24 protein-coding genes are annotated in these 25,012 nt (G+C 65.2%); 11 read left to right on the plus strand and 13 right to left on the minus strand.

From position 1 onward, the window contains the following. Position 1: 1 nt before the first annotated feature. The 9 genes from octT to AAHS21_RS13515 all read right to left on the minus strand — a co-directional run bounded on the left by octT (position 2) and on the right by AAHS21_RS13515 (position 10,000). Positions 2-796: a diglucosylglycerate octanoyltransferase gene (octT, locus tag AAHS21_RS13475; RefSeq protein WP_342928155.1), complete on the minus strand. Its 795-nt coding sequence runs from the start codon at positions 794-796 to the stop codon at positions 2-4. Then, on the minus strand, positions 786-1,460 hold the full coding sequence (gene gpgP, locus AAHS21_RS13480; protein ID WP_342928156.1) for a glucosyl-3-phosphoglycerate phosphatase: 675 nt from the start codon (positions 1,458-1,460) through the stop codon (positions 786-788). The genes octT and gpgP overlap by 11 nt, the downstream gene beginning before the upstream one ends. After that, positions 1,457-1,846 carry a ribosome silencing factor gene (gene rsfS, locus AAHS21_RS13485; protein WP_342928157.1) on the minus strand — a complete coding sequence of 130 codons (390 nt, stop codon included), beginning with the start codon at positions 1,844-1,846 and terminating at the stop codon, positions 1,457-1,459. Before rsfS ends, gpgP begins: the two co-directional genes overlap by 4 nt. Then, on the minus strand, positions 1,843-2,523 hold the full coding sequence (gene nadD / locus AAHS21_RS13490) for a nicotinate-nucleotide adenylyltransferase (protein WP_342928158.1): 681 nt from the start codon (positions 2,521-2,523) through the stop codon (positions 1,843-1,845). The genes rsfS and nadD overlap by 4 nt, the downstream gene beginning before the upstream one ends. Positions 2,524-2,724: 201 nt before the next feature. Beyond that, on the minus strand, positions 2,725-4,173 hold the full coding sequence (locus tag AAHS21_RS13495; protein WP_342928159.1) for a VWA domain-containing protein: 1,449 nt from the start codon (positions 4,171-4,173) through the stop codon (positions 2,725-2,727). Then, entirely contained in the window at positions 4,173-5,048 is an 876-nt protein-coding gene (locus AAHS21_RS13500; RefSeq protein WP_342928160.1) for a MoxR family ATPase, read from the minus strand. Before AAHS21_RS13500 ends, AAHS21_RS13495 begins: the two co-directional genes overlap by 1 nt. 29 nt (positions 5,049-5,077) lie before the next feature. Then, entirely contained in the window at positions 5,078-6,325 is a 1,248-nt protein-coding gene (locus tag AAHS21_RS13505) for a glutamate-5-semialdehyde dehydrogenase (protein WP_342928161.1), read from the minus strand. Positions 6,326-6,383: 58 nt separating this feature from the next. Next, on the minus strand, positions 6,384-7,787 hold the full coding sequence (locus AAHS21_RS13510) for a mechanosensitive ion channel family protein (protein ID WP_342928162.1): 1,404 nt from the start codon (positions 7,785-7,787) through the stop codon (positions 6,384-6,386). Further along, a complete protein-coding gene (locus AAHS21_RS13515; RefSeq protein WP_342928163.1) occupies positions 7,787-10,000 on the minus strand; it encodes an adenylate/guanylate cyclase domain-containing protein in 2,214 nt (737 codons plus the stop codon). The genes AAHS21_RS13510 and AAHS21_RS13515 overlap by 1 nt, the downstream gene beginning before the upstream one ends. Before the next feature lie 125 nt (positions 10,001-10,125). Here AAHS21_RS13515 and AAHS21_RS13520 point away from each other — a divergent pair, with 125 nt between their 5' ends. Beyond that, positions 10,126-11,001 (plus strand): ribokinase, encoded by an 876-nt coding sequence (locus AAHS21_RS13520; protein ID WP_342928164.1) that lies wholly within the window; start codon positions 10,126-10,128, stop codon positions 10,999-11,001. After that, positions 11,001-11,609 (plus strand): isoprenylcysteine carboxylmethyltransferase family protein, encoded by a 609-nt coding sequence (locus tag AAHS21_RS13525; protein ID WP_342928230.1) that lies wholly within the window; start codon positions 11,001-11,003, stop codon positions 11,607-11,609. The genes AAHS21_RS13520 and AAHS21_RS13525 overlap by 1 nt, the downstream gene beginning before the upstream one ends. Here the strand turns inward: AAHS21_RS13525 and AAHS21_RS13530 are convergent. Next, positions 11,606-12,424 carry a GntR family transcriptional regulator gene (locus tag AAHS21_RS13530; protein ID WP_342928165.1) on the minus strand — a complete coding sequence of 273 codons (819 nt, stop codon included), beginning with the start codon at positions 12,422-12,424 and terminating at the stop codon, positions 11,606-11,608. The genes AAHS21_RS13525 and AAHS21_RS13530 overlap by 4 nt on opposite strands. A 78-nt stretch (positions 12,425-12,502) precedes the next feature. Between AAHS21_RS13530 and AAHS21_RS13535 the strand changes: the two genes are divergently transcribed. The 6 genes from AAHS21_RS13535 to AAHS21_RS13560 all read left to right on the plus strand — a co-directional run bounded on the left by AAHS21_RS13535 (position 12,503) and on the right by AAHS21_RS13560 (position 17,700). Beyond that, positions 12,503-13,933, plus strand: a complete 1,431-nt coding sequence (locus AAHS21_RS13535; protein WP_342928166.1) for an MmgE/PrpD family protein — start codon at positions 12,503-12,505, stop codon at positions 13,931-13,933. A gap of 10 nt (positions 13,934-13,943) precedes the next feature. After that, a complete protein-coding gene (locus AAHS21_RS13540; RefSeq protein ID WP_342928167.1) occupies positions 13,944-14,828 on the plus strand; it encodes an isocitrate lyase/PEP mutase family protein in 885 nt (294 codons plus the stop codon). Continuing rightward, the gene (locus tag AAHS21_RS13545) at positions 14,819-16,072 is read left to right on the plus strand and encodes an aconitase/3-isopropylmalate dehydratase large subunit family protein (RefSeq protein WP_342928168.1); all 1,254 of its coding nucleotides are present in this window, start codon (positions 14,819-14,821) and stop codon (positions 16,070-16,072) included. The genes AAHS21_RS13540 and AAHS21_RS13545 overlap by 10 nt, the downstream gene beginning before the upstream one ends. Then, positions 16,063-16,623: a 3-isopropylmalate dehydratase gene (locus AAHS21_RS13550; protein WP_342928169.1), complete on the plus strand. Its 561-nt coding sequence runs from the start codon at positions 16,063-16,065 to the stop codon at positions 16,621-16,623. Before AAHS21_RS13545 ends, AAHS21_RS13550 begins: the two co-directional genes overlap by 10 nt. Continuing rightward, positions 16,623-17,168: a YbhB/YbcL family Raf kinase inhibitor-like protein gene (locus tag AAHS21_RS13555; protein ID WP_342928170.1), complete on the plus strand. Its 546-nt coding sequence runs from the start codon at positions 16,623-16,625 to the stop codon at positions 17,166-17,168. The genes AAHS21_RS13550 and AAHS21_RS13555 overlap by 1 nt, the downstream gene beginning before the upstream one ends. A gap of 124 nt (positions 17,169-17,292) precedes the next feature. Next, a complete protein-coding gene (locus AAHS21_RS13560; protein WP_342928171.1) occupies positions 17,293-17,700 on the plus strand; it encodes a hypothetical protein in 408 nt (135 codons plus the stop codon). A 48-nt stretch (positions 17,701-17,748) separates the two neighbouring features. Here AAHS21_RS13560 and AAHS21_RS13565 read toward each other — a convergent pair whose 3' ends face one another. After that, entirely contained in the window at positions 17,749-19,791 is a 2,043-nt protein-coding gene (locus AAHS21_RS13565) for an NAD(+) synthase (protein ID WP_342928172.1), read from the minus strand. A gap of 58 nt (positions 19,792-19,849) precedes the next feature. On the opposite strand from AAHS21_RS13565, the gene AAHS21_RS13570 reads away from it, so the two are divergent. Next, on the plus strand, positions 19,850-20,389 hold the full coding sequence (locus AAHS21_RS13570) for an isochorismatase family cysteine hydrolase (RefSeq protein WP_342928173.1): 540 nt from the start codon (positions 19,850-19,852) through the stop codon (positions 20,387-20,389). 59 nt (positions 20,390-20,448) lie between these two features. Here AAHS21_RS13570 and AAHS21_RS13575 read toward each other — a convergent pair whose 3' ends face one another. Next, positions 20,449-20,751: a hypothetical protein gene (locus AAHS21_RS13575; RefSeq protein WP_342928174.1), complete on the minus strand. Its 303-nt coding sequence runs from the start codon at positions 20,749-20,751 to the stop codon at positions 20,449-20,451. Between the two features lie 127 nt (positions 20,752-20,878). On the opposite strand from AAHS21_RS13575, the gene AAHS21_RS13580 reads away from it, so the two are divergent. Then, positions 20,879-22,816, plus strand: coding sequence for a serine/threonine-protein kinase (locus AAHS21_RS13580; protein WP_342928175.1), 1,938 nt, complete (start codon positions 20,879-20,881; stop codon positions 22,814-22,816). 82 nt (positions 22,817-22,898) lie between these two features. Next, a complete protein-coding gene (locus tag AAHS21_RS13585; protein ID WP_342928176.1) occupies positions 22,899-23,396 on the plus strand; it encodes a CHAP domain-containing protein in 498 nt (165 codons plus the stop codon). 44 nt (positions 23,397-23,440) lie between these two features. Here AAHS21_RS13585 and AAHS21_RS13590 read toward each other — a convergent pair whose 3' ends face one another. Further along, positions 23,441-24,934, minus strand: a complete 1,494-nt coding sequence (locus AAHS21_RS13590) for an FAD-dependent oxidoreductase (RefSeq protein ID WP_342928177.1) — start codon at positions 24,932-24,934, stop codon at positions 23,441-23,443. Positions 24,935-25,012: the final 78 nt, after the last annotated feature.

Genomic DNA, 25,012 nt, shown 5'->3' on the forward strand with positions numbered 1-25,012 from the left:
GTTAACCGCGCGACTTCTCGTTGGACACTCCGGCCTGATTGGGCGGCGCCTCCTCATCGCGCTGCGCGCTCTGCATCGTTGCCACCCCGGCCTCGGCCAGCGCCTTGAGCATCAGTTCCGCGACGGCTTGGTGGGCTTCGAAATTCCAGTGGATGCCGTCGGGATTGCCGCGTCCATTCATCACCTGTTCAGCCACGGCGGCTTTGAGATCGACCAGCGGAATGTCGTGCTGTTGCGCCCATTGTGAGATCGCCGCCACGGTGCCGGCGCGGCCGTGGTGGGCCTTGCCATAGGTTTCGGCGATGTGCACCGACGGCAGCGACGCGACGATCGGGATACCCGGCCGGTTGAAATCGATTGCGCCGCGCGTCTGTTCGAGATACTCCGCACTCAAGTGCGCAGGCAGCGCCGGTCGGGCCACCGGTGACAGGCGCGGCTGCAGCCAGCCGTAGCCGTCGCGCACCCAGCGCCGCAACCACGGCGGCCGGACATATCGGATCAGCTCGCGCAGCGCGGTCGGCAACACCGACGGCAGCGAATCCATCCCGCCGGTCGCGAAGATCACCGCGCCGGCTCGCGGCAGCGCCGCCCATGCCCGCGGGTCCTGCGTGGCGGCCCACCACACGTCGCGGCACGTCCAGCCGATCCGACCGATCAACTCGACATCCCAACCCAATTGGTTAGCAACAATATTCGGCCAGATCCTGGGATCGTCAGCGGGCAATCCCCCGGTGGGGCCGTAGTAGGCCAGCGAGTCGGCGAAGACCAGCAGCGTGCGCCGTACCTCAGAGGACATCGTTGGAGACCTGCGCCGAAGCGTTCCACACGTCGAGGCGCCAGCGGATGCTGTCGAATTCGCCGTCGGATTCCTGGGAGTGGCCGGAGAGCTGCACCCAGCTAGCGTTGCCCATCCCGCCCAGGACCGGCCAGTCGGCGACCGGAAGCTTCAGCAGCGCAGCCGATAACGCCGCGATCAGACCGCCGTGGGCCACCAGCACCACCGGCCGGCTCGGCTCGTCCGCATTTCCCCACTCCGGTTCACCGGCTACCAGCTCGGCGACCAGCGGCACACTGCGGGCGGCGACGTCGACCCTGCTTTCCCCGCCGTGCGGTGCCCAGGTGGCGTCGTCGCGCCAAGCGAGCCGGGCACCGGGAGCCTGTCCGTCAACCTCGGTGTGCGTTAAGCCTTGCCACTCACCCAGGTGCGTCTCACGCAGCCGCTCGTCGACCCGTACCCGCAGCCCGGTCCGCTCCCCCAGCTTGACGGCGGTGTCGTAGGCGCGATGCAGATCGGAGGACACGATCAGCAGCGGCTGCATCTTGCCCAGCACCTCGGCCGCGGCAGCCGCCTGCGCATGGCCCAGTTCGGTCAGCGCGGAATCCAGCTGCCCCTGCATCCGGCTGCCGGCATTGAAATCAGTTTGCCCGTGGCGCAACATCAGCAGCCGACGAATACTCATTGCACGCTCGCCGAATCCTGCGAACCGTCCGACAAGTCGACGGGAATGACCGGACAGTCACCCCACAGGCGGTCGAGGGCGTAGAAGTTGCGGTCGTCCTGGTGCTGAATGTGCACGACGATGTCGCGGTAGTCCAGCAGCGTCCAGCGTCCCTCCCGGGCACCCTCGCGGCGTGCGGGTTTGTAGCCGGCCTTCTGCATTCTCTCCTCGACCTCGTCGACGATCGCGTTGACCTGCCGCTCGTTGGACGCCGAGGCGATGACGAAGCAGTCGGTGATGACCAGTTGCCCCGAAACATCGATCACCACAACATCGTTGGCGAGCTTCGAGGCCGCGGCGTTCGCCGCGATCGTCGCCATGTCGATGGCTTCCTGCGTGGCGCTCATGAGTTGTTCCCCGCCGACAGGCTGGACTGCGTGGGGCCGAGCGTCGCTTTGGCCTCTCCCTCGACGGGGGCGCGGTAGAGCCGGCGTTTGGAGACGTATTGCACCACGCCGTCGGGCATCAGGTACCACAGTGGGCGGCGCTGGGCGGCACGCTGGCGGCAGTCGGTCGACGAGATCGCCAGCGCCGGAACCTCAACCAGGGTCAGCGCATCCTTGGCCAGCTCGCCGAGCACCTCGGTGATGTGTTCGTGGCGCAGCTCGTAACCTGGCCTGCTGACGCCGATGAACCGCGCCAACTCGAACACCACTTCCCAGCCCTGCCAGGACAGGATGGACGACAAGGCGTCGGCTCCGGTGATGAAGAACAGCTCGGACTCCGGGTTGAGCGCGTGCAGGTCCTGCAAGGTGTCCTTGGTGTAGGTGGGGCCGGCGCGGTCGATGTCGACGCGGCTGACCGAGAACCGGGGGTTGGACGCGGTGGCGATCACCGTCATCAGGTACCGGTCCTCGGCGGCGGAGACATTGCGGGTTTTCTGCCACGGCTGACCGCTGGGCACGAACACCACTTCGTCGAGGTCGAACAGGTCGGCCACCTCACTGGCGGCGACCAGGTGCCCGTAATGGATGGGGTCGAATGTCCCACCCATCACTCCCAGCCTGCGACGGCGCTTTTGCACGATTTGCCAGCTTACCGGGCCGCTCGAGCCGGGCGGTCGCCGCGCTGCGGTCACATACGGGCCCAGCCCTGGCGCATGTGACTGCCGGGACCGCCACGCCAGCCGGGTCCCTGACCCAAACCGGGCCGTCGCCGTTCGGCAACCAGCCGGCCGCCCGGGTGTGGACATTGGCCCGCGCTCGTCTGTCGGAAGACGACGTGATCAGACCGGCAGTAGCTGGTCGATCACCGTGGCGAGCTGCTTGGCGGACCGGCATTCGTGCATGGTGATCACTTCTTCGTAGCGTGGTACCGCCGAATCTCCGCTGCCCCAAAGGTGTCTGGGCTCGGGGTTGAGCCAGTGCGCATGCCGGGCGGCGTTGACCATATCGGACAGCACGTCGATGGCTGGATCACGGTAGTTGGTGCGCCCGTCGCCGAGCACCAGCAGCGAGCTGCGCGGCGACAACACATGCGGATTGGCTTGGAGGAACGAGACGAACGCATTGCCGTAGTCGGAGTGGCCGTCGCGGCTGTAGACGCCGGCTTCGCGGGTAATCCGCTGGATCGCCACGGCCAGATCGCAATCCGGGGAGAACATGTGGGTCACCTCGTCGGTGGTGTCGATGAAGGCGAACACCCGAACCCGCGAGAATTGTTGGCGCAGCGCATGAACCAGCAGCAGGGTGAAGTGACTGAAGCCGGCCACCGAACCGGACACATCGCACAGCACGACCAGTTCGGGACGGGCCGGACGAGGTTTGGCCAGCACCACATCGATTGGCACGCCGCCGGTGGACATCGACTTGCGCAGCGTCTTGCGCAGGTCGATCGTCCCGGCCCGGCTACGGCGCCGCCGCGCCGCTAGCCGGGTCGCCAAGGTGCGGGCCAGTGGCGCCACCGTCCGCTGCATCTGGCGCAACTGGTCGCCGGAGGCCCGCAGGAATTCGACATTCTCGGCAAGCTGCGGGATGCCGTACATCTGGACGTGATCGCGGCCCAGCTGCTCGGCCGTGCGCCGCTTGGTCTCGGCGTCAACCAGCTTGCGTAGCTGGGTGATCCGTTGCGCGGCAAGGGCTTTGGCGATCTGCTCTTGCGTGGGACTCGGCTCGTCGCCGTAGGGCGCGAGCAGGCCGGCGAGCAGCTTGCCTTCCAGCTCGTCCAGTGCCATCGCCTTGAGCGCCTGATACGACGAGAACGAGGGACCGCGGCTGGAGCTGTATTTGCCGTAAGCCTCCACGATTCGCGCGATCATCGCGACGAGGCGTTCGTCCATGTCGGCCAGATCTTCGTTCTGGGTCAGCAGATCGAGCAGCATCTGCCGCATCGCGTCGACGTCGTCGGCGGGCAGGACGTCGTGGTCTTGGCCGCCACCATCGTCGTCTCCGACGACGACCGCCCGCGCACCCATCGCCGCGGGGAACCACAAGTCGAACATCGCGTCGTAGGTGTCGCGGTGATCGGGCTGGCGCAGCACCGCACACGCGATGCCTTCGCGCAGCACCTCGCGATCACTCAAACCCAGGGTGGCCATCACCCGGCCGGCGTCCACCGTCTCCGACGGGCCCACCGAAATCCCGCTTCCGCGAAGCGCTTCCACGAATCCCACCAAGTGGCCCGGCAACCCGTGCGGAGCGAGTGGCCGCTTGGGGCGGATACGGCGCGGGGGCATCAGTTGAGCCTGAGTTCCCCGGCCGCGCGTAGCTGGTCGGATTGGTGTTTGAGGACCACGCCGAGCGTCTGGGCAACCACCGCGTCGTCGATGGTGTCCAGCCCCAGCGCCAGCAGCGTGCGGCCCCAGTCGATGGTCTCGGCGATGGACGGCACCTTCTTGAGCTGCATGCCGCGCATGACGCCGATGATGCGCACCAACTCTTCGGCGAGATGCGCGGGCAACTCGGGAACCCGCGACAACAGGATGCGCCGTTCCAGGTCGGGGGTCGGGAAGTCGATGTGCAGGAACAGGCAGCGACGCTTGAGCGCCTCGGACAGTTCACGGGTGGCGTTGGAGGTCAGCACGACCAACGGCGTTCGCTCGGCGGTGATCGTGCCCAGTTCCGGCACGGTCACCGCGAAGTCGGAGAGCACCTCGAGCAGCAGGCCCTCGATTTCGATGTCGGCCTTGTCGGTCTCGTCGATCAGCAGCACCGTCGGTTCGGTGCGCCGGATCGCGGTCAGCAGCGGACGCTGTAGCAAGAACTCCTCGCTGAACACGTCGTCCTTGGTCTGGTCCCAGTCACCAGAGCCGGCCTGAATGCGCAGTATCTGCTTGGCGTGGTTCCACTCGTACAGGGCGCGAGCCTCATCGACGCCCTCATAGCACTGCAGCCGAACCAGACCCGAGCCGGTGGCCTGCGCGATGGCGCGCGCCAGCTCGGTCTTGCCCACGCCGGCGGGACCCTCGACCAGCAGCGGCTTGCCCAGCCGGTCGGCGAGGAACACCGCGGTCGCGGTGGCCGTGTCGGGCAGGTAACCCGTCTCGGCCAGCCGTCGTGAGACGTCGCTGATGTCCGCGAACAGCGGAGTGGACCGGGCGGGCACGCTCACAATCTCAATTCTCCTAAAACTAGATCGGGTCAGGCTGGCCGAATCTGGCCGTCACCCCATGCGATCCATTTTGTCGAGGTCAGTTCGGGCAGGCCCATCGGACCGCGGGCATGCAGCTTCTGCGTCGAGATGCCGATCTCGGCACCGAAGCCGAATTGCTCGCCATCGGTAAACGATGTCGATGCGTTGACCATCACGGCGGCCGCATCGACGCCGTCGGAAAATCGTTGGGCCGCAGCCATATTGGTGGTCACGATGGCTTCGGTGTGCCCGGTGCCGTATTCGTTGATGTGGGCGATCGCGGCGTCGACGCCGTCGACCACCGCCACCGCGATGTCCATCGACAGGTACTCGCGACGCAAGTTGTCCTCGTCCGGATCCAGGTGCACCGTCACGCCGGCATCTTGCAGGGCGCCCACCAGCCGGGGCACCGCGGTTGCGGCGATCGCGGCGTCCACCAACAGGGTCTCGGCGGCGTTGCAGACGCTGGGCCGCCGAGTCTTGGAGTTCAGCAGGACTCGTTCCGCCACATCCAGGTCGGCGCCCCCGTCCACGTAGACGTGGCAGTTGCCGACACCGGTCTCAATGGTGGGCACCTGAGCGTCGCGGACCACCGCGTCGATCAGGCTCGCTCCCCCGCGCGGGATCACCACGTCGACCAGGCCGCGCGCCTGGATCAAGTGGGTGACCGTGGATCGGTCGTCGGCCGAGAGCAACTGGACGGCATCGGCGGGCAAGTCCTCGCTGACCAGCGACGCCCGCAACGCCTCGACCAGCGCCTGGTTGGATCGCGCCGCCGACGAACTGCCGCGCAGCAGCACGGCATTGCCGGACTTGAGCGCCAGCCCGAACGCGTCGACGGTGACATTGGGCCGGCCCTCGTAGATCATGCCGATCACGCCGAGCGGAACCCGCTGCTGGCGCAGCTGCAGCCCGTTGGGCAAGGTGTAGCCGCGCAGCACCTCGCCGACCGGGTCGGGCAGGCCCGCGACCTGGCGCACACCTGCGGCGATTCCCTCCACACGCGTAGTGTCCAACGCCAACCGGTCGAGCATCGCGTTCGACGTCCCGGCAGCCCGGGCGGCCTTCAGATCCTCGGCGTTTGCCGCCAGGATCTGGGGGGTGTCGGCCACGATCGCCGCCGCGGCGGACTGCAGCGCCTGGTCCTTGGCAACCGTCGGCAACAACGCCAGCACGCGGGACGCGGCGCGGGCGCGGCGGGCGGCGTTGTGAACCTCCTGACGCAAGTCAGGACGCGACGGTGCTTGCAGACTCATTGATCCAGGGTATCGGGCTTGAGCTGGCCAAGTAAGGCGGCCTGGGTGGCGACCGGGCTCAACCGACGCGCTCACCACGTTCGGCTTGCCGCACCTTGCTCTGCCGTTCTTCCAGGATGTTGCCAAAGTCCTGCAGCAGCAACGGTTCACGCATGACCAGGTGCTCGAGGTGATCGCGGTCGATGATCAGGGCGGTGACCTCTTCCAGCGCATACGCGCTGGCGAGGTTGGGTTGACGGGTGAGCGCGGTCAGGCCCAGGAAGGAGCCCGCCTCCAGCGTGCTGATCGGGACGACCGACCCGTCCTCGGCCGTGGCCATCATCTGTACCCGCCCGGCGATCACGAAAGTCATCCCCGCCGGCACCTGTCCCGCGTATTCGACGACCTCGTCCGCGCCGTACAGGACGATTCGCGCGGAGGAATGCAGCGCCTGCTGATCGGCAACGCTGAGCCGCAATGCCGGTGCCACCACGGATCGCAACGCGTCTTCGACCCGTTCCCTGGTCGAGTAGTCGTCGTCGGCGTCGTCGAGGTGCAGTTCTTCGCGCCGGGCCGCGTACCAGATCCAGCGCAGAAAGGTCGATCGCGCGGCACCATCCTCAGCGGGCGAATTCAGCCCGAGGCTGGTCGCGTACTCGCCCTGGCCGACGGGAACAGACCGGGGAACGCTGCCGGTCTTGAGCTGCGGCAGCTCGCTCGCGACACGCGTCAGCATTGCGCAGACCCGATCGGGCGGGTCCGCGGCCGCAAACGTCGTCTTGATCGACAGCTTGTGGGTGCCGGGCGGGCGGCTGAGGTTCGTGAACGAGGTACTGGCCAGCATCGAGTTCGGCACGACCCGAATCCCGCTGCCGGTTTGAATGTGCACGGCCCGCCAGTTGACCTCGACGACGCGGCCGCGCTCGTTGGATGCGTCCAGCCAGTCGTCGATGCGGAAGGGCTGCTCGAACAGCATGAACAGGCCGGACACGATCTGGCCGACGGAGTTCTGCAGCATCAAACCGAGGACGACCGACGTCACCCCCAACGCGGTGAACAGACCGCCGATCCGGACACCCCAAATGACGGACAAGATGACGGCCAGGCCGGCGCCGATCAGCGCGAACCGGGCCACGTCGAGGAAAATCGTGGGCAGTCGTTTACGCCAGCTGTTTTGCGGTGCGCCCTCGAATACGGTCGCGTTGAGCCCGGACAGCAACATGACCAGCACCAGGAAGCCGAAAAGCGTGGACAGGATGCGTACCAGACCGTCTCCGGCCGAGACCTGTGCGGCGTTGACCAGCAGCACCAACAGCGCGCCCAGCGGCAGCACGAAATTGCGGAGCAGGCTCACCTGGCGGGCCAGGCGATTGTGTCGGCGCAGCAGTGCGTGGTGCAGCTCGGTCAGCAGGATCAGCATGACCGGGAATCCGATCGCGACGCCGACGGCCCAGTAGAACCACGTCGAATGAAATGCGTTCATTACCGCTCCGACAGCCGGTAGATCGCCTGATCTTTGCCGCCGACCGAAATCGTGCCGGTCGGCGTGAATTGCCGGGCGTCCCGCATAGCCTCGTACACACTCGAGGTTACGTAGATGCCGGGTTGCGGTGCACCACTGTGCATTTGGTATGCCAGGCTCACCGCGCCGCCCCACATGTCGTAGACGAGACTTGATCGTCCCACCAGTCCGCTGATCACGTTGCCGGTGTTGATGCCGACTCGCAGCTTCAGCTCGTGTGAGCTCTGGCTGTTGAACCGATCGATGATCTGACGCATCTCCAGCGCGAAGTCAAGGCTTCGGTAGATGCTGTCCAGCCGCGGCGTCACGACCCCGCAGCTGGCGAGGTAACCGTTGTGGAAGGTGCGAATCCGTTCGACGCCGAGGGCTTCGGCTGCCGCGTCGAACTGGCGGAACAGATCATCGACGATGCCCACCAGTTCGTCGCCGGACATCTCGATCGAAATCTCATCCAGGCCAACGATATCGGCGTAGATGATGGCCACGTCCTGGTGCTTTTCGGCGATGGTCTCCTGACCCTCGCGATAGCGTTGCGCCACCGACTCCGGCATCAGTGCCAGCAGCAGGCGGTCGTTTTCTTTGCGCTGCTCGTTGAGCAGTTCGTCCTTGATCGCTAGGTTGCGGCTCATCTCGTTGAAAGCCTGGGTGAGGTCCCCGATTTCGTCGCGCGAGGTGACCGGGATATTGACTTCATAGTCGCCGGAGCTGATCTTCTGGGTACCGGCCTGTAGCCGCCGGACGGGCCGCAGCATGATCTGGGCGAGCAGCATCGAGGCGACACACACGACGAAGATCATCGACGCGACACCGACGACCAGTGTTTGGCTGAATCTGCCCAGCCGCGCAAAAGCATCCGAGTCGTCGCGCGTCACCAAGATCGACCAGTGCAGATCGGAATTGGGCACGTTGAACGGGGTAAAGGCCTCCATCTCGCTATTGCCCGTGTAGTCGGTGCCGGTGACGGTTCCGGTCTGACCGCGTTGGGCGGCACGAAAGCCTGAGGTTTGCGCCGGCTGCACGAGGATCGTCGTCCCCAACTGAATCGCCCGGTTCGCCACGTCGGGCGGGGTTCCGGCCGCGATGGCCTCCTTACGATATTCCTCCGGATCCTCGAGGAATATCCGGGAATCGGAGCGCATCAGGCCGTCAGGACCCACCAAATACGATTCGGTCGACGGGCCCATGCCGGCGGCTTGCCATTGTTTGTCCGCGGTCATGATCCGGTTGATCTTCGGAGTTGGCAGCGGCCAAGCCATTACGCCGTCGATCTTGCCGTTCATGCCGATCGGCGACACCACCCAACCGGTGGGAGCATCCAGCGCCGGTTGATACGTCTGGAAGTCGGTGATCCAGACGAAGTCGACATCGTTGGAACGCAAGGCTTTTTGATAGGCATCGCGCAGATTGGATTCGCGATAGGGTCCGGTGAATATGTTGGTGCCCAGGTCGGGACCCTTGGCCACGGAGTAGACGACATTGCCGCCGTTGTCGAGCAACAGCACGTCTCGATAGTCGAAACGAGTGACGATGCCGCGCATGTAGAAGTCGAATCGCGCGTTAGCCGCCGACCACGCACTGCCGTCGCCCGCGTCCACCACCGGCAGCCCGTCAGCACTGGTCCTGGGCGGCGCGGTGTAGTTCGCCTGAAGGTACTTCTGCGCGTTGGTACTCGGCATCACGGCATTGATATCGATCGTGTCGCCGGTGATGCGTTTGATCGGTTTGATCATCTCGTTGTCGTAGTAGTTGACCAGCGACTGCTGCTGCGCGGGGCTGATCGTCGCGTTGCCCAATTGGTTGAAGCCGGCGGAGAACGCGTCCATCGCCTGAACAATGCTGAACCCGCCGCTGTAGACGATGAGGGAGTTCGTCATCTGCTTGAACAGCGATTCCAGTTGCCTCTTCTGAGATTCGCGCAGCTCGGTCAGCCGTTCGGCCTCGACTTGGCGTAGCGCGCTGCGGCCGGTGAGAGCCCCGATGAGGCCAACGACGGCCACCGAAAAGATGCTGCAGATCAACAGAGTCATCAACAGCTTGGACTGGATGCCTACCCGCAGGAAACGCCGCCGGCGAAACCTGCGAGTCGTGCGAGACGCACCGTCTTGGGTCACTGCCTCTTGGGCCGGGAGGGTTTCGGTGGCCGATGCGGCGTCGGTCAGCTCACTCGATGTCACTGGCTTCCTTCTTCCCAACGAGGCGCTGTTCACGCAGCACACTAGCGCGCGGACATCACAAAATTGGCGTTTGAGGCATGCGATTGCCGTCGAATGACAAGCAACACGCGACTAACGTTGAACAGATGGCCCGGGTCTGCGTCGTCGGCAGCGTGAACATGGACATCACCTGCGACGTCGCCGCGCTTCCCCGCCCGGGCGAGACGGTGCTCGCGTCGTCATTGAGTTACGCGCCCGGCGGCAAAGGCGGCAACCAGGCCGTGGCCGCGGCACGCGCGGGGGCGCACGTGCAATTCGTCGGGGCGCTCGGCGACGACGACGCGGCCGCGAGCTTGTGGGCACATCTGGTGGCCAACGGTGTTGGGCTGGACGCGACCGTGACCGTCCCGGGTCCCAGCGGCACGGCGATCATCGTGGTGGATGCCGACGCCGAGAACACCATCGTGGTGGCGCCGGGGGCCAACGGACAGCTCACCGCGAGTACGGCGGCCGCCCGGGTGATCACCGACAGCGATGTGTTGTTAACCCAGTTGGAGATTCCGATCGCCACCGCGGTGGCGGCGGCACGCGAAGCCAAGACGGCGGGTGCGGTCGTCATCGTCAACGCTTCGCCGTGCCACCAGGTGCGAAGCGCGCTCGCCCAACTGACGGATCTCGCGGACGTGGTGATCGCCAACGAGAACGAAACCGAGGAATTACCCTGGCGGCCAAATCATTTGGTGACCACGTTTGGTGCCCGCGGCGCTCGCTACGTCAGCCCTGACGACGAGCTCTGGGTACCCGCACCCACAGTCCACGCGGTGGACACCACCGGTGCCGGTGATGTCTTTGCGGGAGTGCTGGCAGCGAGCTGGCCGCGGGACCCGGGTTCGCGGGCCGACCGATTGGCGGCCTTGGAGCGGGCTTGCACCGCGGCCGCGCTGTCGACACTGGTGCCCGGAGCCGGTGACTGCGCTCCGGATGCCGGCGCCATCGCCGCGGCAATGTCCGGGCCCACGTGATGGACGACGTCGCCGTCGTCGCCGTGACGCTCTTTGCCGCTTTCGGGGTGTTCGGATTCGGTTGGCGCAGTTGGCTGCAGTATCGCCGCACCGGATCCACCGGCTTTCGCGGCATCCGCGGCGGGGTGACGGAATGGGTCGCCGGCGCCGGATTCGCCATCGCACTCGCGGTAGCGGCGAGCGCTCCAATCCTGCAGCTCTGCAACGTCGTTGAGCCGTTACATGCGCTGAGGGCCGGATGGATCCAATACGTCGGGATCGTGGTCGCGATTCTCGGCATCGCCGCCACGGTGTACGCGCAGCTCGAGATGGGCGATTCCTGGCGGATCGGGGTGGACGAAAAGGAAACGACGACGCTGGTGCACACCGGCGTGTTCGGGAAGGTGCGCAACCCGATCTATACCGCGATGTTCACCTTTGGCTTCGGGATCGCGTTGGTAACCCCGAATGTCGTTGCCTGTGCCGGATTTATCCTGCTCGTCGCCTCCGTCGAGCTACAGGTACGCCGTGTCGAGGAGCCGCACTTGTTGCGAGCCCACGGCGATGCGTACCGGGACTACGCCGCCACCGTCGGCCGCTTCGTCCCGGGGGTCGGACTGATTCGTTAGCGCCAGTCCCGCCGCACATCGTGGGCGATCGCCAGGCCGTCGCCCGTTTCCAGCTCGACGGCCGACTGACTCATCAGCACGCGACTGCGGCTCGGCGACAACAGGATCGACAGGTAGTGATGCGGCAGGTTCGCCACGAATGCGAGCCGGTTGACCCGTAGCAGCGCCGTGCCGATCGCGGTGTCGATCAGGCGGGCGTAGCGTGGGCCCGCGATCTCGGCGGTGATCTCGTGGCGCATCCGCTCCACCACGACGCCGACATCGGCCAGCAGCTTGTAGAGCGGTTCGCGCCGCATCGCGGACTCGGTCAACTTGTCCGCCAATGTGTTTGGCAGCCAGGCTTCGGTGACCATCAATGGCTCGCCAGTCCGGCGCTGGCGGCGCACCCGCACGATGTGCAGCAGCTCCGCGGAGGTCTCGAGCGCGTCGGCGACGGGACGTGGCGGGCGCCGGTGCGAGTCGTACTCGCGCACATCCACCTCGGTCTCGAACTGGGCCTGCCGCAGGCCGTCCATGTAGGAGCCGCCGGCCGCGGGCAGGTCGGCCGCCGCGTGCTCCCGCACGAACGAACCGACGCCCTGCCGACGCTCGATGTATCCCTGGTCGGCCAGGTCCGCCAGGGCGCGGCGAACCGTGATGCGCGAAACCCCGAATTGATCGCACAGCGTCTGCTCGGTCGGCAACGCGTCGCCGGCGGCCAGCACGCCGCGGTCGATCTCGTCGTGCAACACCAAAAACAGTTGCCGGTGCAGCGGCACACCGGCGCCGGCGGACACCGGACCGCCTTCTGCTTGGGCCCCCTGCATGGTCGCCATGCTCCCACACCGTCCCCCTTGCGCCCGAGCATCGGTTGTTATATGCCTATAACAACTGATCGATGGTGGGGAGTCCCGATGACCGCGGTTCAGCAGCACGCAGCCAGCGATCCGGCGGGCCCGACCGGGCAACTGGCCACCTGGGTCGCGGACCTCACGCTCGACGACGTCCCCCCGGACGTGCTTGAACGGGCGAAATATCTCCTGCTCGACGGCTTGGGTTGCGCACTGGTCGGTGCGCAGCTGCCCTGGTCGCGGGTCGCGACCGACGCGGTGCTGGGGCTGGAGGGTGCCGGCGACACCGTGGTGATCGGCACCGGTCATACCACCGGAGCACCCGCGGCCGCGGTGCTCAACGGCACCTTCATCCAGGGTTTCGAGCTTGATGACTTCCATCCACTGGCCCCGATGCACAGCTGCTCGCTGCTGATTCAGGCATTGCTGTCGAAGGCGTCGGTTCGGCCGCGTCGGACCACGGGTGCCGAGTTCCTGCTCGGGGCGGTCGCTGGGTTCGAAGTGGGTCCGCGCGTGGGCTACACATTGCACGGAACGCAGATGCTCGACCGTGGCTGGCACTCGGGCCCGGTCTTCGGCACCCATTCGGCGGCCATGGCGTCGGGCAAGCTGCGCGGTCTGCCGCCTGCCCAGCTCGAGGACGCCCTAGGCCTGGCCGGCACCCAGTCCGCCGGGCTGATGGCCGCGCAGTACGAGGCGATGAGTAAGCGCATGCACCATGGCTTGGCCGCCCGCAACGGCTTCTACGCCGCCGGGCTTGCGGCCGCCGGCTATACCGGCATCAAGCGGGTGTTCGAGCGCGAATATGGCGGATTCCTCGCCGTTTTCGGCGAAGGCCACGATCCGGATGCCGCTCAGCTAACCGGTCAGCTCGGCCAGCGCTGGGAGACCACCTTCATCATGGTCAAGTCCTACGCCGCAATGGGCGGTCTGCACGGGGCGATCGATGCGGCGCGGCGATTGCGGAGTTCGATTGCGCCGGAGGATATCTCGACAGTAGACATCACCGTCGGTGAGACGGTCTACAAGCACGGCTGGTGGCCTCCGCAACGTCCGCTCACGCCGATCGGCGCACAGATGAATATCGGTTACGCCACCGCCGTGGCATTGCTGGACGGCAACGTGCTGGCCGAGCAGTTCACCGCTGCGCGGCTGGACTCCGACGACATCTGGTCGCTGATCTCCAATACCTCGGTACACCTCGATGAATCGCTGACCAACGCGCCGATCACCGAGCGGTTCCGGACCGATGTCACGGTCACCACGCGAGACGGCGCGGTGCACCGTGCCCGCGTCGACCTGCCGCACGGCGCGCCCACCGATCCGGTCACCAACGACGAACTCGTCGCGAAGTTTCATTCCCTCGCCGATCGGGTGACGAGCCGGCAACGCACCGATGCCATCGAGCGGGCGGTGGTCGGTCTGGAAAACCTGGACGACATCGACGAACTGATTGACCTGCTCGGCGCGCCTGTCGCGGGCGCCCTGGACTGAAAGGACGGCCATGGCCAGCACACCGGCCCGTCAACGGCTGCGAGACCTGTTGGATGCACGTCAGCTCATCGTCGCGCCAGGGGTTTTCGACGGTATCTCAGCACAGTTGACCAAACGCACCGGACATGTGGCCGCGTACCTGACCGGGGCGGGTGTCGCGGCGTCCGGCTTCGGCCTGCCCGACATCGGGTTGGTCACCGCGACCGAGATGGCCGACCGGGTCCGGATGGTCGCCGGCGCACTGGGCGACATTCCGCTGATCGCCGACGCCGACACCGGTTACGGCGCACCGATGAACGTAGTGCGCACCGTGCGCTGCTATGAGGCGGCCGGAGCGGCCGCAATTCAATTGGAAGACCAGGTTTTTCCGAAGCGTTGCGGCCATTTGCCCGACAAGCAGGTCGTCGATGCCGCAGTGTTCGAGCAGACGCTGAGGGCCGCGCTGGACGCCAGGTCAGACGACAACCTGCTCGTCGTGGCTCGCACCGACGCCCGCGGCCCGCTGGGGCTGGACGTCGCGATCGAGCGGGCGAATCGTTATGCCGAAGCGGGAGCGGACATCATCTTCGTCGAAGCACCACAGGACGAGCAGGAGGTCGAGCGCATCGCGCGCGAGGTCGATGCTCCCCTGCTGATCAATATGGTGCTCGGCGGGCTGACCCCACTGGAGTCTGCGTCCCGGTTGCAGGAGTTGGGCTACGCGATCGCGATCCACCCGAGCAACCCGCTGATGCAAGCGACATTCGGGATGCTGCACAGCCTTTGTCAACTCAACGGCAGCGACGTGGCCACCCAGCTGCCCACCAGCCCCGCCGATTTCTTCAACCTGGTCGGCATGTCAGAGTGGCTGGAGCTCGACACGAAGTACACAGGTAAGGATGCCTCATGGGCATGACCATCATCGAAAAGATCTTCGCGCGCAAAGCTGGCCTGGACTCGGTGGCGCCGGGCGATACCGTGGTCGTGGACGTCGATATGACCGTGCTGATCGATCTGCAATTCGCGACGATGTGGGTCCAGCCCAACAGGATTCACGACCCCGACAAACTGGCCGTCGTGATGGACCACGCCGTGCCCGCACCGACCATCAAGGACGCTGCAGGCGGTCCGCATGCCCGCAGATTCGTCGCCGACTTCGGCATCGAACGCTTCTACGATGTCGGACGCCACGGCATCTGCCATCAGGTCATCGCCGAGAATGGCCTGGCCCGACCTGGAGAAATCTTGGCCTGCACCGACTCTCACACCTGCGCGGCGGGTGCTTATAACACCGCGGCCCGCGGACTCGGTCCCGCCGAGATCTACTCGATCATGTGCACCGGCACCACATGGTTCCAAGTCACGCCGACCGTCCGTTACGAACTCGAAGGCAACAAGCCACACACGGTGAGCGGCAAGGACATCTTCTTGTACATCGCCGACAAATACGGCGAAGCCGCCAACCTCAACCTGGAATTCGGCGGCCCCGGCCTGGGCGGCATTCCGATGCACGATCGACGCACCATCGCGACCCAGGGTGCGGAGGTGTCGGCCGATTTCAGCACCTTCGAAGCCGACGACGTGCTGGCCGGATTCCTCGACGACACCAACGTCACCGGGTATACCTCTGCCGCACCGGATCCCGACGCTACCTACCACGATGTACGGCATATCGACCTGTCCGCGCTGCAACCCTATGTGGCGCGGCCCGGCACAGTCAGCCGCAACGGGCTACCCGTGTCACAGCTGGGCCGGCAGAAAGTGGACCAGGCGTTCATCGGGTCGTGCGCGAACGGTCAACTCGAGGACCTCGAGATCGCGGCACAAGTGTTGCGCGGCAAGACCGTTGCCCCAGGGGTGCGGCTGCTCGTCACGCCTGCCTCCCAGTCGGTGTACCGGGAGGCCATGCGGCTGGGTTACCTGCAGGACATCGCCGACGCGGGGGGTGTTGTCACCAACTCGACGTGCGGCGCCTGTTTCGGTTACCACATGGGCGTCATCGGCCCCGGCGAAGTGTGCATCACCTCCAGCACCCGCAACTTCACCGGACGCATGGGCAGCACCGAGGCGGAAATTTTCATGGCCTCTCCGGCGACCGTTGCCGCGTCGGCGATCACCGGTTACATCACCGACCCGAGGAGTGTGGCGGCATGGCGGTGAGTTTTTCCGGCAAGGTGTGGGTGTTCGGGGACAACCTCAACACCGACGCGATGTACCCGGCCTTCGCAATGAAAATGGATCCTCCCGAAGCGGCCAAGCACATCTTCTCCGAGGTCCGGCCGGGTTGGACCGATCAGGTTTCTCCGGGCGATATCGTACTGGCCGGCAAGAACTTCGGGATGGGCTCGTCGCGCCCGGTGGCTGCTCTGTTCACTGAACTCGGTGTCGCCGGGCTGGTGGCCGAGGAATTCAATTCGCTGTTCTTCCGCAATGCCGTGAACGCCGGACTGCCTGCGATCACCGTGCCGGGCGCCACCGCCGTGTTCACCGAGGGCGATACCGGAACCTTCAACCTGACCGAAGGCACCTGGCGCAATGACAGCACCGGAGAATCGGGCACGGTTGCGAGGCTGCCCACCCTGATTCTCGAGATCATTGAGAGCGGCGGCGTCATGCCCCGACTGGCGGCGCAGGGTTATCTGCCCGCCGAACTCGGCGACGTGCTGCGTTCCAGCGCGGTCGCCATGCGAGGCGCCGGAAGCGGTGCTTGATGGCGCTACTTGGCCGGCTGCTGCGGGGTGTGCGTGCCGGTGCACACCGAGGCCCGTTGTGCGGTGCTGATTTTGCTGCGCCCGAATCCATCACGGTCACCAGTACGGCGTTCGCCGACGGTGCCGCGATGCCGTCGTCCAGTGCGGGAAAGGGTGTGGGTGAGAACGCCTCGCCGCCGCTGCGCTGGGACGGGCTGCCGCCCGGGACCCGGCAGACGGTGCTCATCATCGACGACATCGATGTTCCGTTGCCCCGCCCGCTGCTGCACACCATCGCGCTGATCGAACCGCCGCTTGACCGAGTCGCGGCGGACGCGCTGCAGCCGGGAACCGCTGGGGTCCGGTTCATCCGCGCGGATTTGGGTCACCGCGGCTATGCCGGCCCGCGTCCGATTCCCGGCCACGGAGCGCATCGCTACCGCTTCCATGTGTTGGCGATCGATTGGCCGATTGCGGAAAACGTCAGTACGGCAAGGGCTCTCTTCGCGGCAATGGCCGGGCATGTACTGGCCCGCGGCACACTCACTGGCACCTACGAGCGCTAGGCGTCAGCGGCCGCCGGACTAAGGCTGAGCTGCGGTTGGCAGTAACTGGCAGCGCCTGGCGTCGATCTGGCAGTGCTTTGCGGGCAACGTCGATGGCGTCGGTAACCAACCAGAAAGGAACGTCATGTCCGCCACCACTCTTGATCGCACAGGTACCCACGACGGATTGCTTCGCCTCGCGATGCGCGCCGACGCCGCCATCAGCGGCCTGGTCGGCCTGGCCGGCGTCCCGCTGGCCGGATACCTGGCCCAGGCCTCCGGCACCACCAAGGCGTTCGAGTACGGCATGGCCGGCTTCCTGATTGGTTACGGCGTGCTGGTGCTCTGGCTGGCCGCACTGCCGTCGGTGCGCCGCGCCGGCATGGCCGTCGTGCTCGGCAACCTGCTCTTCACGGTGGCCGCCGTCGCGCTCGTGCTCGCCGATGTCTTCCCGCTGAGCACCACCGGTGTGGTTCTCACCTTGGCATCCGGCATTTACACCCTGCTCTTCGCCGAGCTGCAATACCAGGGCTGGCGCCGCGCGCGGGCATAGCCCCACAGCTCGGGCCCGCTCGGTCATTCCGGGCGGGCTTCGAGCCGCCTAGTCCTCGGGAACCTCACGGTCGATCTCGTCGAGCCAGATGCGCGCGGACATGTCCGACGGGGCGCGCCAGTCTCCGCGCGGCGACAGCGCGCCGCCGTGGGACACCTTGGGGCCGTTGGGCAATGCCGAGCGTTTGAACTGACTGAATGAGTAGAACCGCTGCACGAAGATCTGCAGCCAGTGCCGGATCTCCTTGAGCTGATAGGACGGTCGCTTGTCCTCCGGGAATCCGGGCGGCCAGTTGCCCCGCTCGGGATCGGTCCAGGCATGCCAGGCCAGAAACGCGATCTTCGAAGGCCGGAACCCATAGCGCAGTACATGGAATAACGAAAAGTCTTGCAGGGCATAAGGCCCGACCTTGGCCTCGCTGCTCTGCAGTTCTTCCTCCTCGCCGGTGGGGACGAGTTCGGGAGTGATCTCGGTGTCGAGCACCGACTGCAGCACCGCGTCGACGTCGGACTCGAACTGTTCCGACGAGATGACCCAGCGGATCAGATGCTGTATCAGTGTTTTCGGCACGCCGGCGTTGACGTTGTAGTGCGACATCTGGTCACCGACGCCGTAGGTGGACCAGCCCAGGCCCAGCTCGGAGAGATCGCCGGTGCCCAGCACGATCCCGCCACGCTGATTGGCCAGCCGGAACAAGTAGTCGGTGCGCAATCCGGCCTGGACGTTTTCGAAGGTCACGTCGTAGACGCTCTCGCCGCGGGAGAACGGGTGATCCATCTCCTTGAGCATCAGCGCCGCGGTATCGCGGATGTCGATCTCGGCGAAGGTCACTCCGAGTGCGCGGCACAGCTCGATCGCGTTGCGTTTGGTGCGCTCACCCGTCGCAAACCCTGGCAGGGTGAACGCCAGAATGTCGCTGCGCGGCCGGTTTTCGCGATCCATCGCCCGCGCGGCAACGATCAGCGCGTGGGTGGAGTCCAGACCGCCGGAAATCCCGATGACGACCTTGGGATAGTTCAGCGCACGCAGCCGCTGTTCGAGCCCGGAGACCTGGATGTTGTAGGCCTCGTAGCAATCCTGTTGCAGCCGTTGCGGGTCGGCGGGAACGAACGGAAAACGCTCGATCGCTCTGCGTAGTCCGATGTCGCCGGTTGGCGGGTCGAGCGGAAATTCGATGAGCCGAAACGTGTCCGTCAGGGGCCGGTGATGACGCCGGTTGTCGTCGAAAGTGCCCATGCGTAGCCGCTCCGAGCGCAGCAGCTCGGTGTCGACGTCGGCGACCGAACGTCGCTCTCCCTTGGGGAAGCGCTCGGATTCGGCGAGCAGCACCCCGTTTTCGAAGATCATCGTCTGCCCGTCCCAGGCCAGGTCGGTCGTCGATTCACCCTCGCCCGCGGCGGCATAGACGTAGGCGGCCAGGCATCGCGACGACGCCGAGCGAGCCAGCAGCCGACGATCCTCTGCACGCCCGATCGTGATCGGGCTGCCGGACAAGTTGGCCAGCACCGTCGCACCGGCCAGCGCCGCTTGCGCGCTGGGCGGAATCGGCACGAACATGTCTTCGCAGATCTCGACGTGCAAGATGAAATCGGGGTAATCGGAGGCCACAAATAGTAGATCGGGCCCAAACGGCGCCTCGAACTCGCCGATCCGGATGATGCCGTGCTCGTCGTCGCCGGGCGCGATTTGGCGGTGCTCGTAGAACTCGCGATAGGTGGGCAGGTAGGACTTGGGCGCCACCCCGAGCACGACGCCACGGTGGATGACGACGGCAGTGTTGTAGATGCGCTGCCGGTAGCGCAGCGGGGCGCCGACCACCAGGATCGGCAGCAGGTCGTTGGATGCGGCGACGATGTCGGCCAACGCGGTTTCGACATCGTCGAGCAACAGATCCTGTAGGACGATGTCCTCGATGGAGTACCCGGACAGCGTCAGCTCCGGGAAGACGGCCAGCGCGACGCCCTCGTCGTGACACTGGGCGGCCAATCGCAACACCGAGGCCGCATTGGCCGCCGGATCGCCGATCGTGGTGTGGTGCGTGCACGCGGCAACCCGGACAAATCCCTGGCGGTAGCTGTTGTAGAAGTCCATCGCCCTCCCATTGTCGCCCGATCCGTGTTAACAAGCATGCGCCGGGTATCACCTCGACATGAGTGATACCGCTGTCTTGGTGGTCGACATGATGAACAGCTATCAGCATCCCGACGCTGATCTCCTGATACCCAATGTCGAAAAGATCATCGACCCGCTGACCGATGTGGTGCGCCGCGCGCGCGAATCCGACGACGTAGACCTGATTTACGTCAATGACAACTACGGCGACTTCACCGCCGAGTTCGCCGACCTCGTCGAATCCGCATGCCACGGCGCGCGCCCCGAGCTGGTGGAGCCGATCGTGCCGGCGAAGGACAGCCGGTTGCTGACCAAGGTCCGCCACAGCGCCTTCTATTCGACGCCGCTGGCGTATCTGCTCAATCGCCTGGGCACCGAACGGCTGGTCCTGACCGGACAAGTCACCGAGCAGTGCATCCTCTACAGCGCACTGGATGCCTATGTGCGCCATTTCCAGGTCGTCATTCCCACGGATGCCGTCGCCCACATCGACGAAGAACTCGGCGCGGCGGCATGCAAGATGATGGAAAGCAACATGTCCGCGGAGCTGACGACGGCGGCGGACTGCCTCGGGTAAGAGTCGAAGGTTGATTTCTCACCGAAGTTTGCTGGCACGCGTAGGTGCACCAAGCGCGGCTAAGCGTACTCGTTGAGCGAAATCACCAGTGTCCTAACGGGTGTGGACACGTCGACGTAATAGTGCCCCATCCCGAGGTTCTGACGCATATCTGTCAACAGCTCGATAATTTCTTGCGCGTTGGCGTCGCCGATTCGCCAGACCGCTGTGTCGTCATCGTCATGGAACTCGATGTCGGACGCACTGCCCTCGCTGAGGAACTCGTGAATTGTTCCGTCGACGGCCGGCCGCGACGCACGGAAATCGCGATCAGCGCATGGGCGCCCCGCCCTCGATGAGGCGTGAGGGCGCCGGGATCTCACACCCGAATTTTCTATGCCTCAGAAATGAGAATGGCCTTAGATACTGAAGTCTGGGTATTGCATTTCCTAGGTACGGGGCCGTCGCCCGATTTATCGTGTTCTCGACCGTGGCTGCCGGGAGGCTGAAATGGATGGGACACCGTTCGGGCGGTACCGCTTGGTGGAGTTATTGGGCCGCGGCGGCATGGGCGAAGTGTGGCGGGCTCACGACACCGGAACCGACCGCATTGTCGCGATCAAACTCTTGCCCGCGTTCTTGTCCGACGATGAGGAGTTCCAACAGCGATTCCGCCGGGAAGCCCACGCCGCGGCCCGGCTGAACAACCCGCACGTCATCCCGATTCACAACTACGGCGAAATCGACGGCCAACTCTATGTCGACATGCGGCTCATCGAGGGCCGCGATCTGCAGACCATCCTGGCCGACGGACCACTGGATCCGGTACGCGCGGTGCGCATCATTGAGCAGGTCGCCAATGCCCTGCAGGCGGCCCACCGGGTTGGGCTGCTGCACCGCGACATCAAGCCCTCCAACATCCTGCTGGACCACGATGATTTCGCCTACTTGATCGACTTCGGCATCGCCCGTGTGATCGAAGAAACACGAATGACGAAGTCCGGCGACACAATTGGCACCTTCCAATACATCGCACCCGAGCGCCTGGACGCCACCGCGCACGAAGACGCCCGCGCCGACATCTACTCGTTGGCGTGTGTGCTCTACGAATCCCTCACCGGCCAGCCACCTTTCCCCGGTAGCTCGGCAGCGCACCTGATTACCGCACACCTCAACACACCGCCGCCTCGACCCTCGACCACTCAACCCGACGTGCCCGCCGAGGTCGACGACGTGATCGCGACCGGCATGGCCAAAGATCCCGAACAGCGTTATGCGACCACGGTGGAATTGGCCAACGCTGCTCGCGACGCGGTCACCGACCGCATCGGGACGCCGACGGCCGCAGCCGCGCAACCGGCCACCATGCGAGCACCAGATCCCCGCCTACCCGCGACCGCTTACGCGTCTTCGACCGCGCCCACCCAGTTCGGCGCACTGACCGACGCCACCTCGCCTCCGGCCCCACCCGCTGCGGACGGGCGAGGCCAGAAACGCCGGCGAATCGCGATGGTGGGCGGGGCGATTGCGGCCGCGGCCGTCGTGGTCGTCCTTGTCATCGCATTCACCAACCTCGGATCCTCCAAGCCACCCGACAACCCGAAGCCGGTCGCGGTTCCCAACACCGGCCCCTTCACCGGCGTCTACCGCGCCGACTTCGGCCCGTCGGCCACCAATGGCACGCCGGATGAAGGAGGGACGCCGTCAACCGGGCAGTGGTCGGTCCGTTCGGTATGCCGCCAAACGGGCTGCATAGCAACAGCGACGGCAAACGGAGGGCCAACCCTGCAATCGTCGTTTGTGTTCGATGACGTTGGCGGACAGTGGCATGCGGTCGGCGCATACCCGGTGGCCTCTCCGCCACCAGGCGTGTCGGGCTTCGACGGCTGCCAGTTCCCCGCCGAATACTGGACGGTCATCACTCTGCAGCAGCGACCCGACGGAGTAGTGGCCGGCCAGTACCGTGCAACGGGGCCCCCCGAGTGCGAGACCGAGCGCACCGTCACCTTTACCCGGATCGGTGACGTCGATGTGAACACGCTCCCGGACCCGGCCGGCCTCCCCGCACCTGTCGGATCCCCGGCCAGCGCATTCCACGGCCGCTACCACGCGACGCAGACGCCACTGGACACTCACAAAACGGGCACCTGGGAACCCATCGTCGCGACAGACTGCCTGCGCACGGGTGAACGCTGCGTCAGCAAGGTCGGGTACGACGTCTACCACTTTTCGAACGGTAAATGGGTTTTCAACCTGGACACCAAGCGGACCTGCGACAAATCGCAAACCAGGGATGCGACTAACTTCCATTGGGAATTTCCGCTGCCCGAGCCACCGCAAAACCCGATCACGCTGTTGACGGGACACGGCCACAAGCAGGTCACGGCCACCGATAGCTGTGCGGGATCGTATGACGAAAACGTGAAATTCGAACGCACCGGCGACTGAGTAGTCGAAGCCGTGAAACGAATTCTGATCTCGCCGCGATAACAGGAAGGTAACGCGTTGATGGGCCGGCGAGAGGACGCGCATGAAGCGCAGCGGAATCATGGCCGCAATCGCCGTGAGCAGCGCCCTTTCGCTGGGAGCGTCAATGGCCCCGGCACCGGCCAGCGGAGACCCGGCCGCGATCGTAGGCCGCACGATCGACCACAACCCGTTTAGCGGCGACTACGAGGGTTACTGCACGTGGGGCGCCCAAGAACAGATACACGCCCACACCGGCTACTACATCAAGGCGCTCACCGGCAATGCCGAAGACTGGGCCAACCAAGCCAGAGCGGCAGGCTGGACGGTCGTCAACGATGCGCAGCCCCACTCGATCGCGGTGTTCAGCAGCGCGCTCGTCGGCGGTGTCGGACACGTCGCCTGGGTCGACGCCGTCGACGGCAACCGCCTCACCATCACCGAAATGAACATGGGTTACGGGGCCACCGCGGCCAACGAATTCCGAACCACGGGCTTCCACCAGTTCGACACGCGCAGCATCGCCCAGGCACCGGGAATGAGCTACATCCTGATCCCCTGAACGGGACCACCAAATGTTCTACGCTTCAACACATTCGGCCGCTCTCACCGGTCCGCTTTGGCGCGGAATGTGCGCTGCTCACCAATTGGCCCGCAACGGATATCGAATCGCTCCCGTACCGTGTTGAGAACACGGCGCTGCCGCTCGCGTTCGCGGCGATGCGTCAGCACGAACCGTGCCAGGCCCGGCAAGCGGCGCGGTAGCGGGTACCACTTATCGAAATCAAGACCGTTCTCGCTGAACACAGCTCTCGGGACGTTGTCGTAGATCAGGCTGAGGTTGTGCTGGACGAGCGCAAAAAGTACATACGGAAATGCCATCGGCGCCTCGTCTCTCAGTCCCTGCCAGTCGAGTTCATAAAGCGGGATCTGCGTGAGTTTGTCCAAGAACAGCAGATGACCCAGGAAGTACCCCATGAATGCGGGCAAGTGCAGGACAGCCGAACGCACATTGATCGAAACGACTGCGCCGCTGGGCGAAACGTAGGGCTCGTAGGGGTAGTCATCGGTGATTTTGACGTAGCCCGTGCAGTTGACCACCCAGCTGCCCGGCTCGATCGTCTTCGTCGATCCGCTTCGGAGTAGCAACTCGGTCGTCCCGTTGCAATCGACGACATCGTCGAGGTAGTCCATGACGACATCGTTGAGCCCGGCGGAGATCGTCTCGTTCTCCGCCTCCGACAACACCCCCAACACGAAGTTGTCCGATTGAGGCGTCAGGAACGTGCCGTAGGTGGCGCGGTACCAATCCTGGACCTCCGATTCGTTTGTGCCGTCGAACCGGCGACTCAGCTGTGCGGCAAGGGTGCTCGGTACGGTGCCCGTCCACCACCTCCGGGCGCCACTGGGTAACAGCCTGTCGCGGCTGGAAAAGAATGTTCCCCGGCCCGCGACCAGATTCACCTGGCGACCGGGGTAGGCCGTAATCAGAGCGTGTGCGGTGTCCATCGCGGTTTTCCCGCCACCGATGATCCACACCGGCGCACGGCTTTCCCTGATGTCGCCCGACCGGATGTCGCAAAAGTCAGGTGACACCGAATGGACCCGTTTGCTGGAGATGTCCAGAGGCTCGTTGGGCGTGACTGCCAGGCCGAATGCCTTGATCAATCGCTTGGTTTCAACGACAAGCAACCGGCCGTCAGCAGCCCGGCAGGTAGCCCGCACGACTCCGTTCACTTCGTCGTGAAACTCGAATTCCCAGCCGAAGTACTCGTCGACCGGCACGCGTTCGGCTATCACGTCAACGCAATAGCGAAGATGGTCGAGCACCTCCCTTTTGGTCGCCAAGTGGGCGCGGTCCTGGTCGAGGGTCCACTCGATGTTGCCCGCAGTGAACATCGGATGCGGTTGATGCAGGCGCACATACGAGTACACATCGACCCACATGCCGCCCGGACGCGGCCGACGATCGATCAGGATCACCTTCTGGTCCCGCGACAGGTACCGGCTGGCCGCGAACAGAGCGTTCAGCCCGGCGATGCCGGCTCCGATGATGCAGAGGTCGCAGGTTTCCACCCGCGGGGACTGGGATTCGGTCATCGTCCCGCCTTTCCGTGCCGAGGCGTCAAGTATGGGTAGGCACCCGCGCTACCGGGATGCGTAATCGAGTACCCCACT

The organism is Mycobacterium sp. 050272 (genome assembly GCF_039023525.1).
Lineage (GTDB): Bacteria > Actinomycetota > Actinomycetes > Mycobacteriales > Mycobacteriaceae > Mycobacterium.

Excerpts from the sequence above, each read along its gene's own strand:
- octT (WP_342928155.1), bottom strand. The coding sequence starts at position 796 with ATGTCCTCTGAGGTACGGCGCACGCTGCTGGTCTTCGCCGACTCGCTG.
- AAHS21_RS13530 (WP_342928165.1), bottom strand. The coding sequence starts at position 12,424 with ATGGCGACCATGCAGGGGGCCCAAGCAGAAGGCGGTCCGGTGTCCGCC.
- AAHS21_RS13550 (WP_342928169.1), top strand. The coding sequence starts at position 16,063 with ATGGCGGTGAGTTTTTCCGGCAAGGTGTGGGTGTTCGGGGACAACCTC.
- rsfS (WP_342928157.1), bottom strand. The coding sequence starts at position 1,846 with ATGAGCGCCACGCAGGAAGCCATCGACATGGCGACGATCGCGGCGAAC.
- AAHS21_RS13525 (WP_342928230.1), top strand. The coding sequence starts at position 11,001 with ATGGACGACGTCGCCGTCGTCGCCGTGACGCTCTTTGCCGCTTTCGGG.
- AAHS21_RS13505 (WP_342928161.1), bottom strand. The coding sequence starts at position 6,325 with ATGAGTCTGCAAGCACCGTCGCGTCCTGACTTGCGTCAGGAGGTTCAC.
- AAHS21_RS13545 (WP_342928168.1), top strand. The coding sequence starts at position 14,819 with ATGGGCATGACCATCATCGAAAAGATCTTCGCGCGCAAAGCTGGCCTG.
- AAHS21_RS13535 (WP_342928166.1), top strand. The coding sequence starts at position 12,503 with ATGACCGCGGTTCAGCAGCACGCAGCCAGCGATCCGGCGGGCCCGACC.
- AAHS21_RS13565 (WP_342928172.1), bottom strand. The coding sequence starts at position 19,791 with ATGGACTTCTACAACAGCTACCGCCAGGGATTTGTCCGGGTTGCCGCG.
- AAHS21_RS13495 (WP_342928159.1), bottom strand. The coding sequence starts at position 4,173 with ATGCCCCCGCGCCGTATCCGCCCCAAGCGGCCACTCGCTCCGCACGGG.
- AAHS21_RS13540 (WP_342928167.1), top strand. The coding sequence starts at position 13,944 with ATGGCCAGCACACCGGCCCGTCAACGGCTGCGAGACCTGTTGGATGCA.
- AAHS21_RS13585 (WP_342928176.1), top strand. The coding sequence starts at position 22,899 with ATGAAGCGCAGCGGAATCATGGCCGCAATCGCCGTGAGCAGCGCCCTT.
- AAHS21_RS13520 (WP_342928164.1), top strand. The coding sequence starts at position 10,126 with ATGGCCCGGGTCTGCGTCGTCGGCAGCGTGAACATGGACATCACCTGC.
- AAHS21_RS13570 (WP_342928173.1), top strand. The coding sequence starts at position 19,850 with ATGAGTGATACCGCTGTCTTGGTGGTCGACATGATGAACAGCTATCAG.
- AAHS21_RS13555 (WP_342928170.1), top strand. The coding sequence starts at position 16,623 with ATGGCGCTACTTGGCCGGCTGCTGCGGGGTGTGCGTGCCGGTGCACAC.
- AAHS21_RS13510 (WP_342928162.1), bottom strand. The coding sequence starts at position 7,787 with ATGAACGCATTTCATTCGACGTGGTTCTACTGGGCCGTCGGCGTCGCG.
- AAHS21_RS13590 (WP_342928177.1), bottom strand. The coding sequence starts at position 24,934 with ATGACCGAATCCCAGTCCCCGCGGGTGGAAACCTGCGACCTCTGCATC.
- AAHS21_RS13580 (WP_342928175.1), top strand. The coding sequence starts at position 20,879 with ATGGATGGGACACCGTTCGGGCGGTACCGCTTGGTGGAGTTATTGGGC.
- gpgP (WP_342928156.1), bottom strand. The coding sequence starts at position 1,460 with ATGAGTATTCGTCGGCTGCTGATGTTGCGCCACGGGCAAACTGATTTC.
- AAHS21_RS13560 (WP_342928171.1), top strand. The coding sequence starts at position 17,293 with ATGTCCGCCACCACTCTTGATCGCACAGGTACCCACGACGGATTGCTT.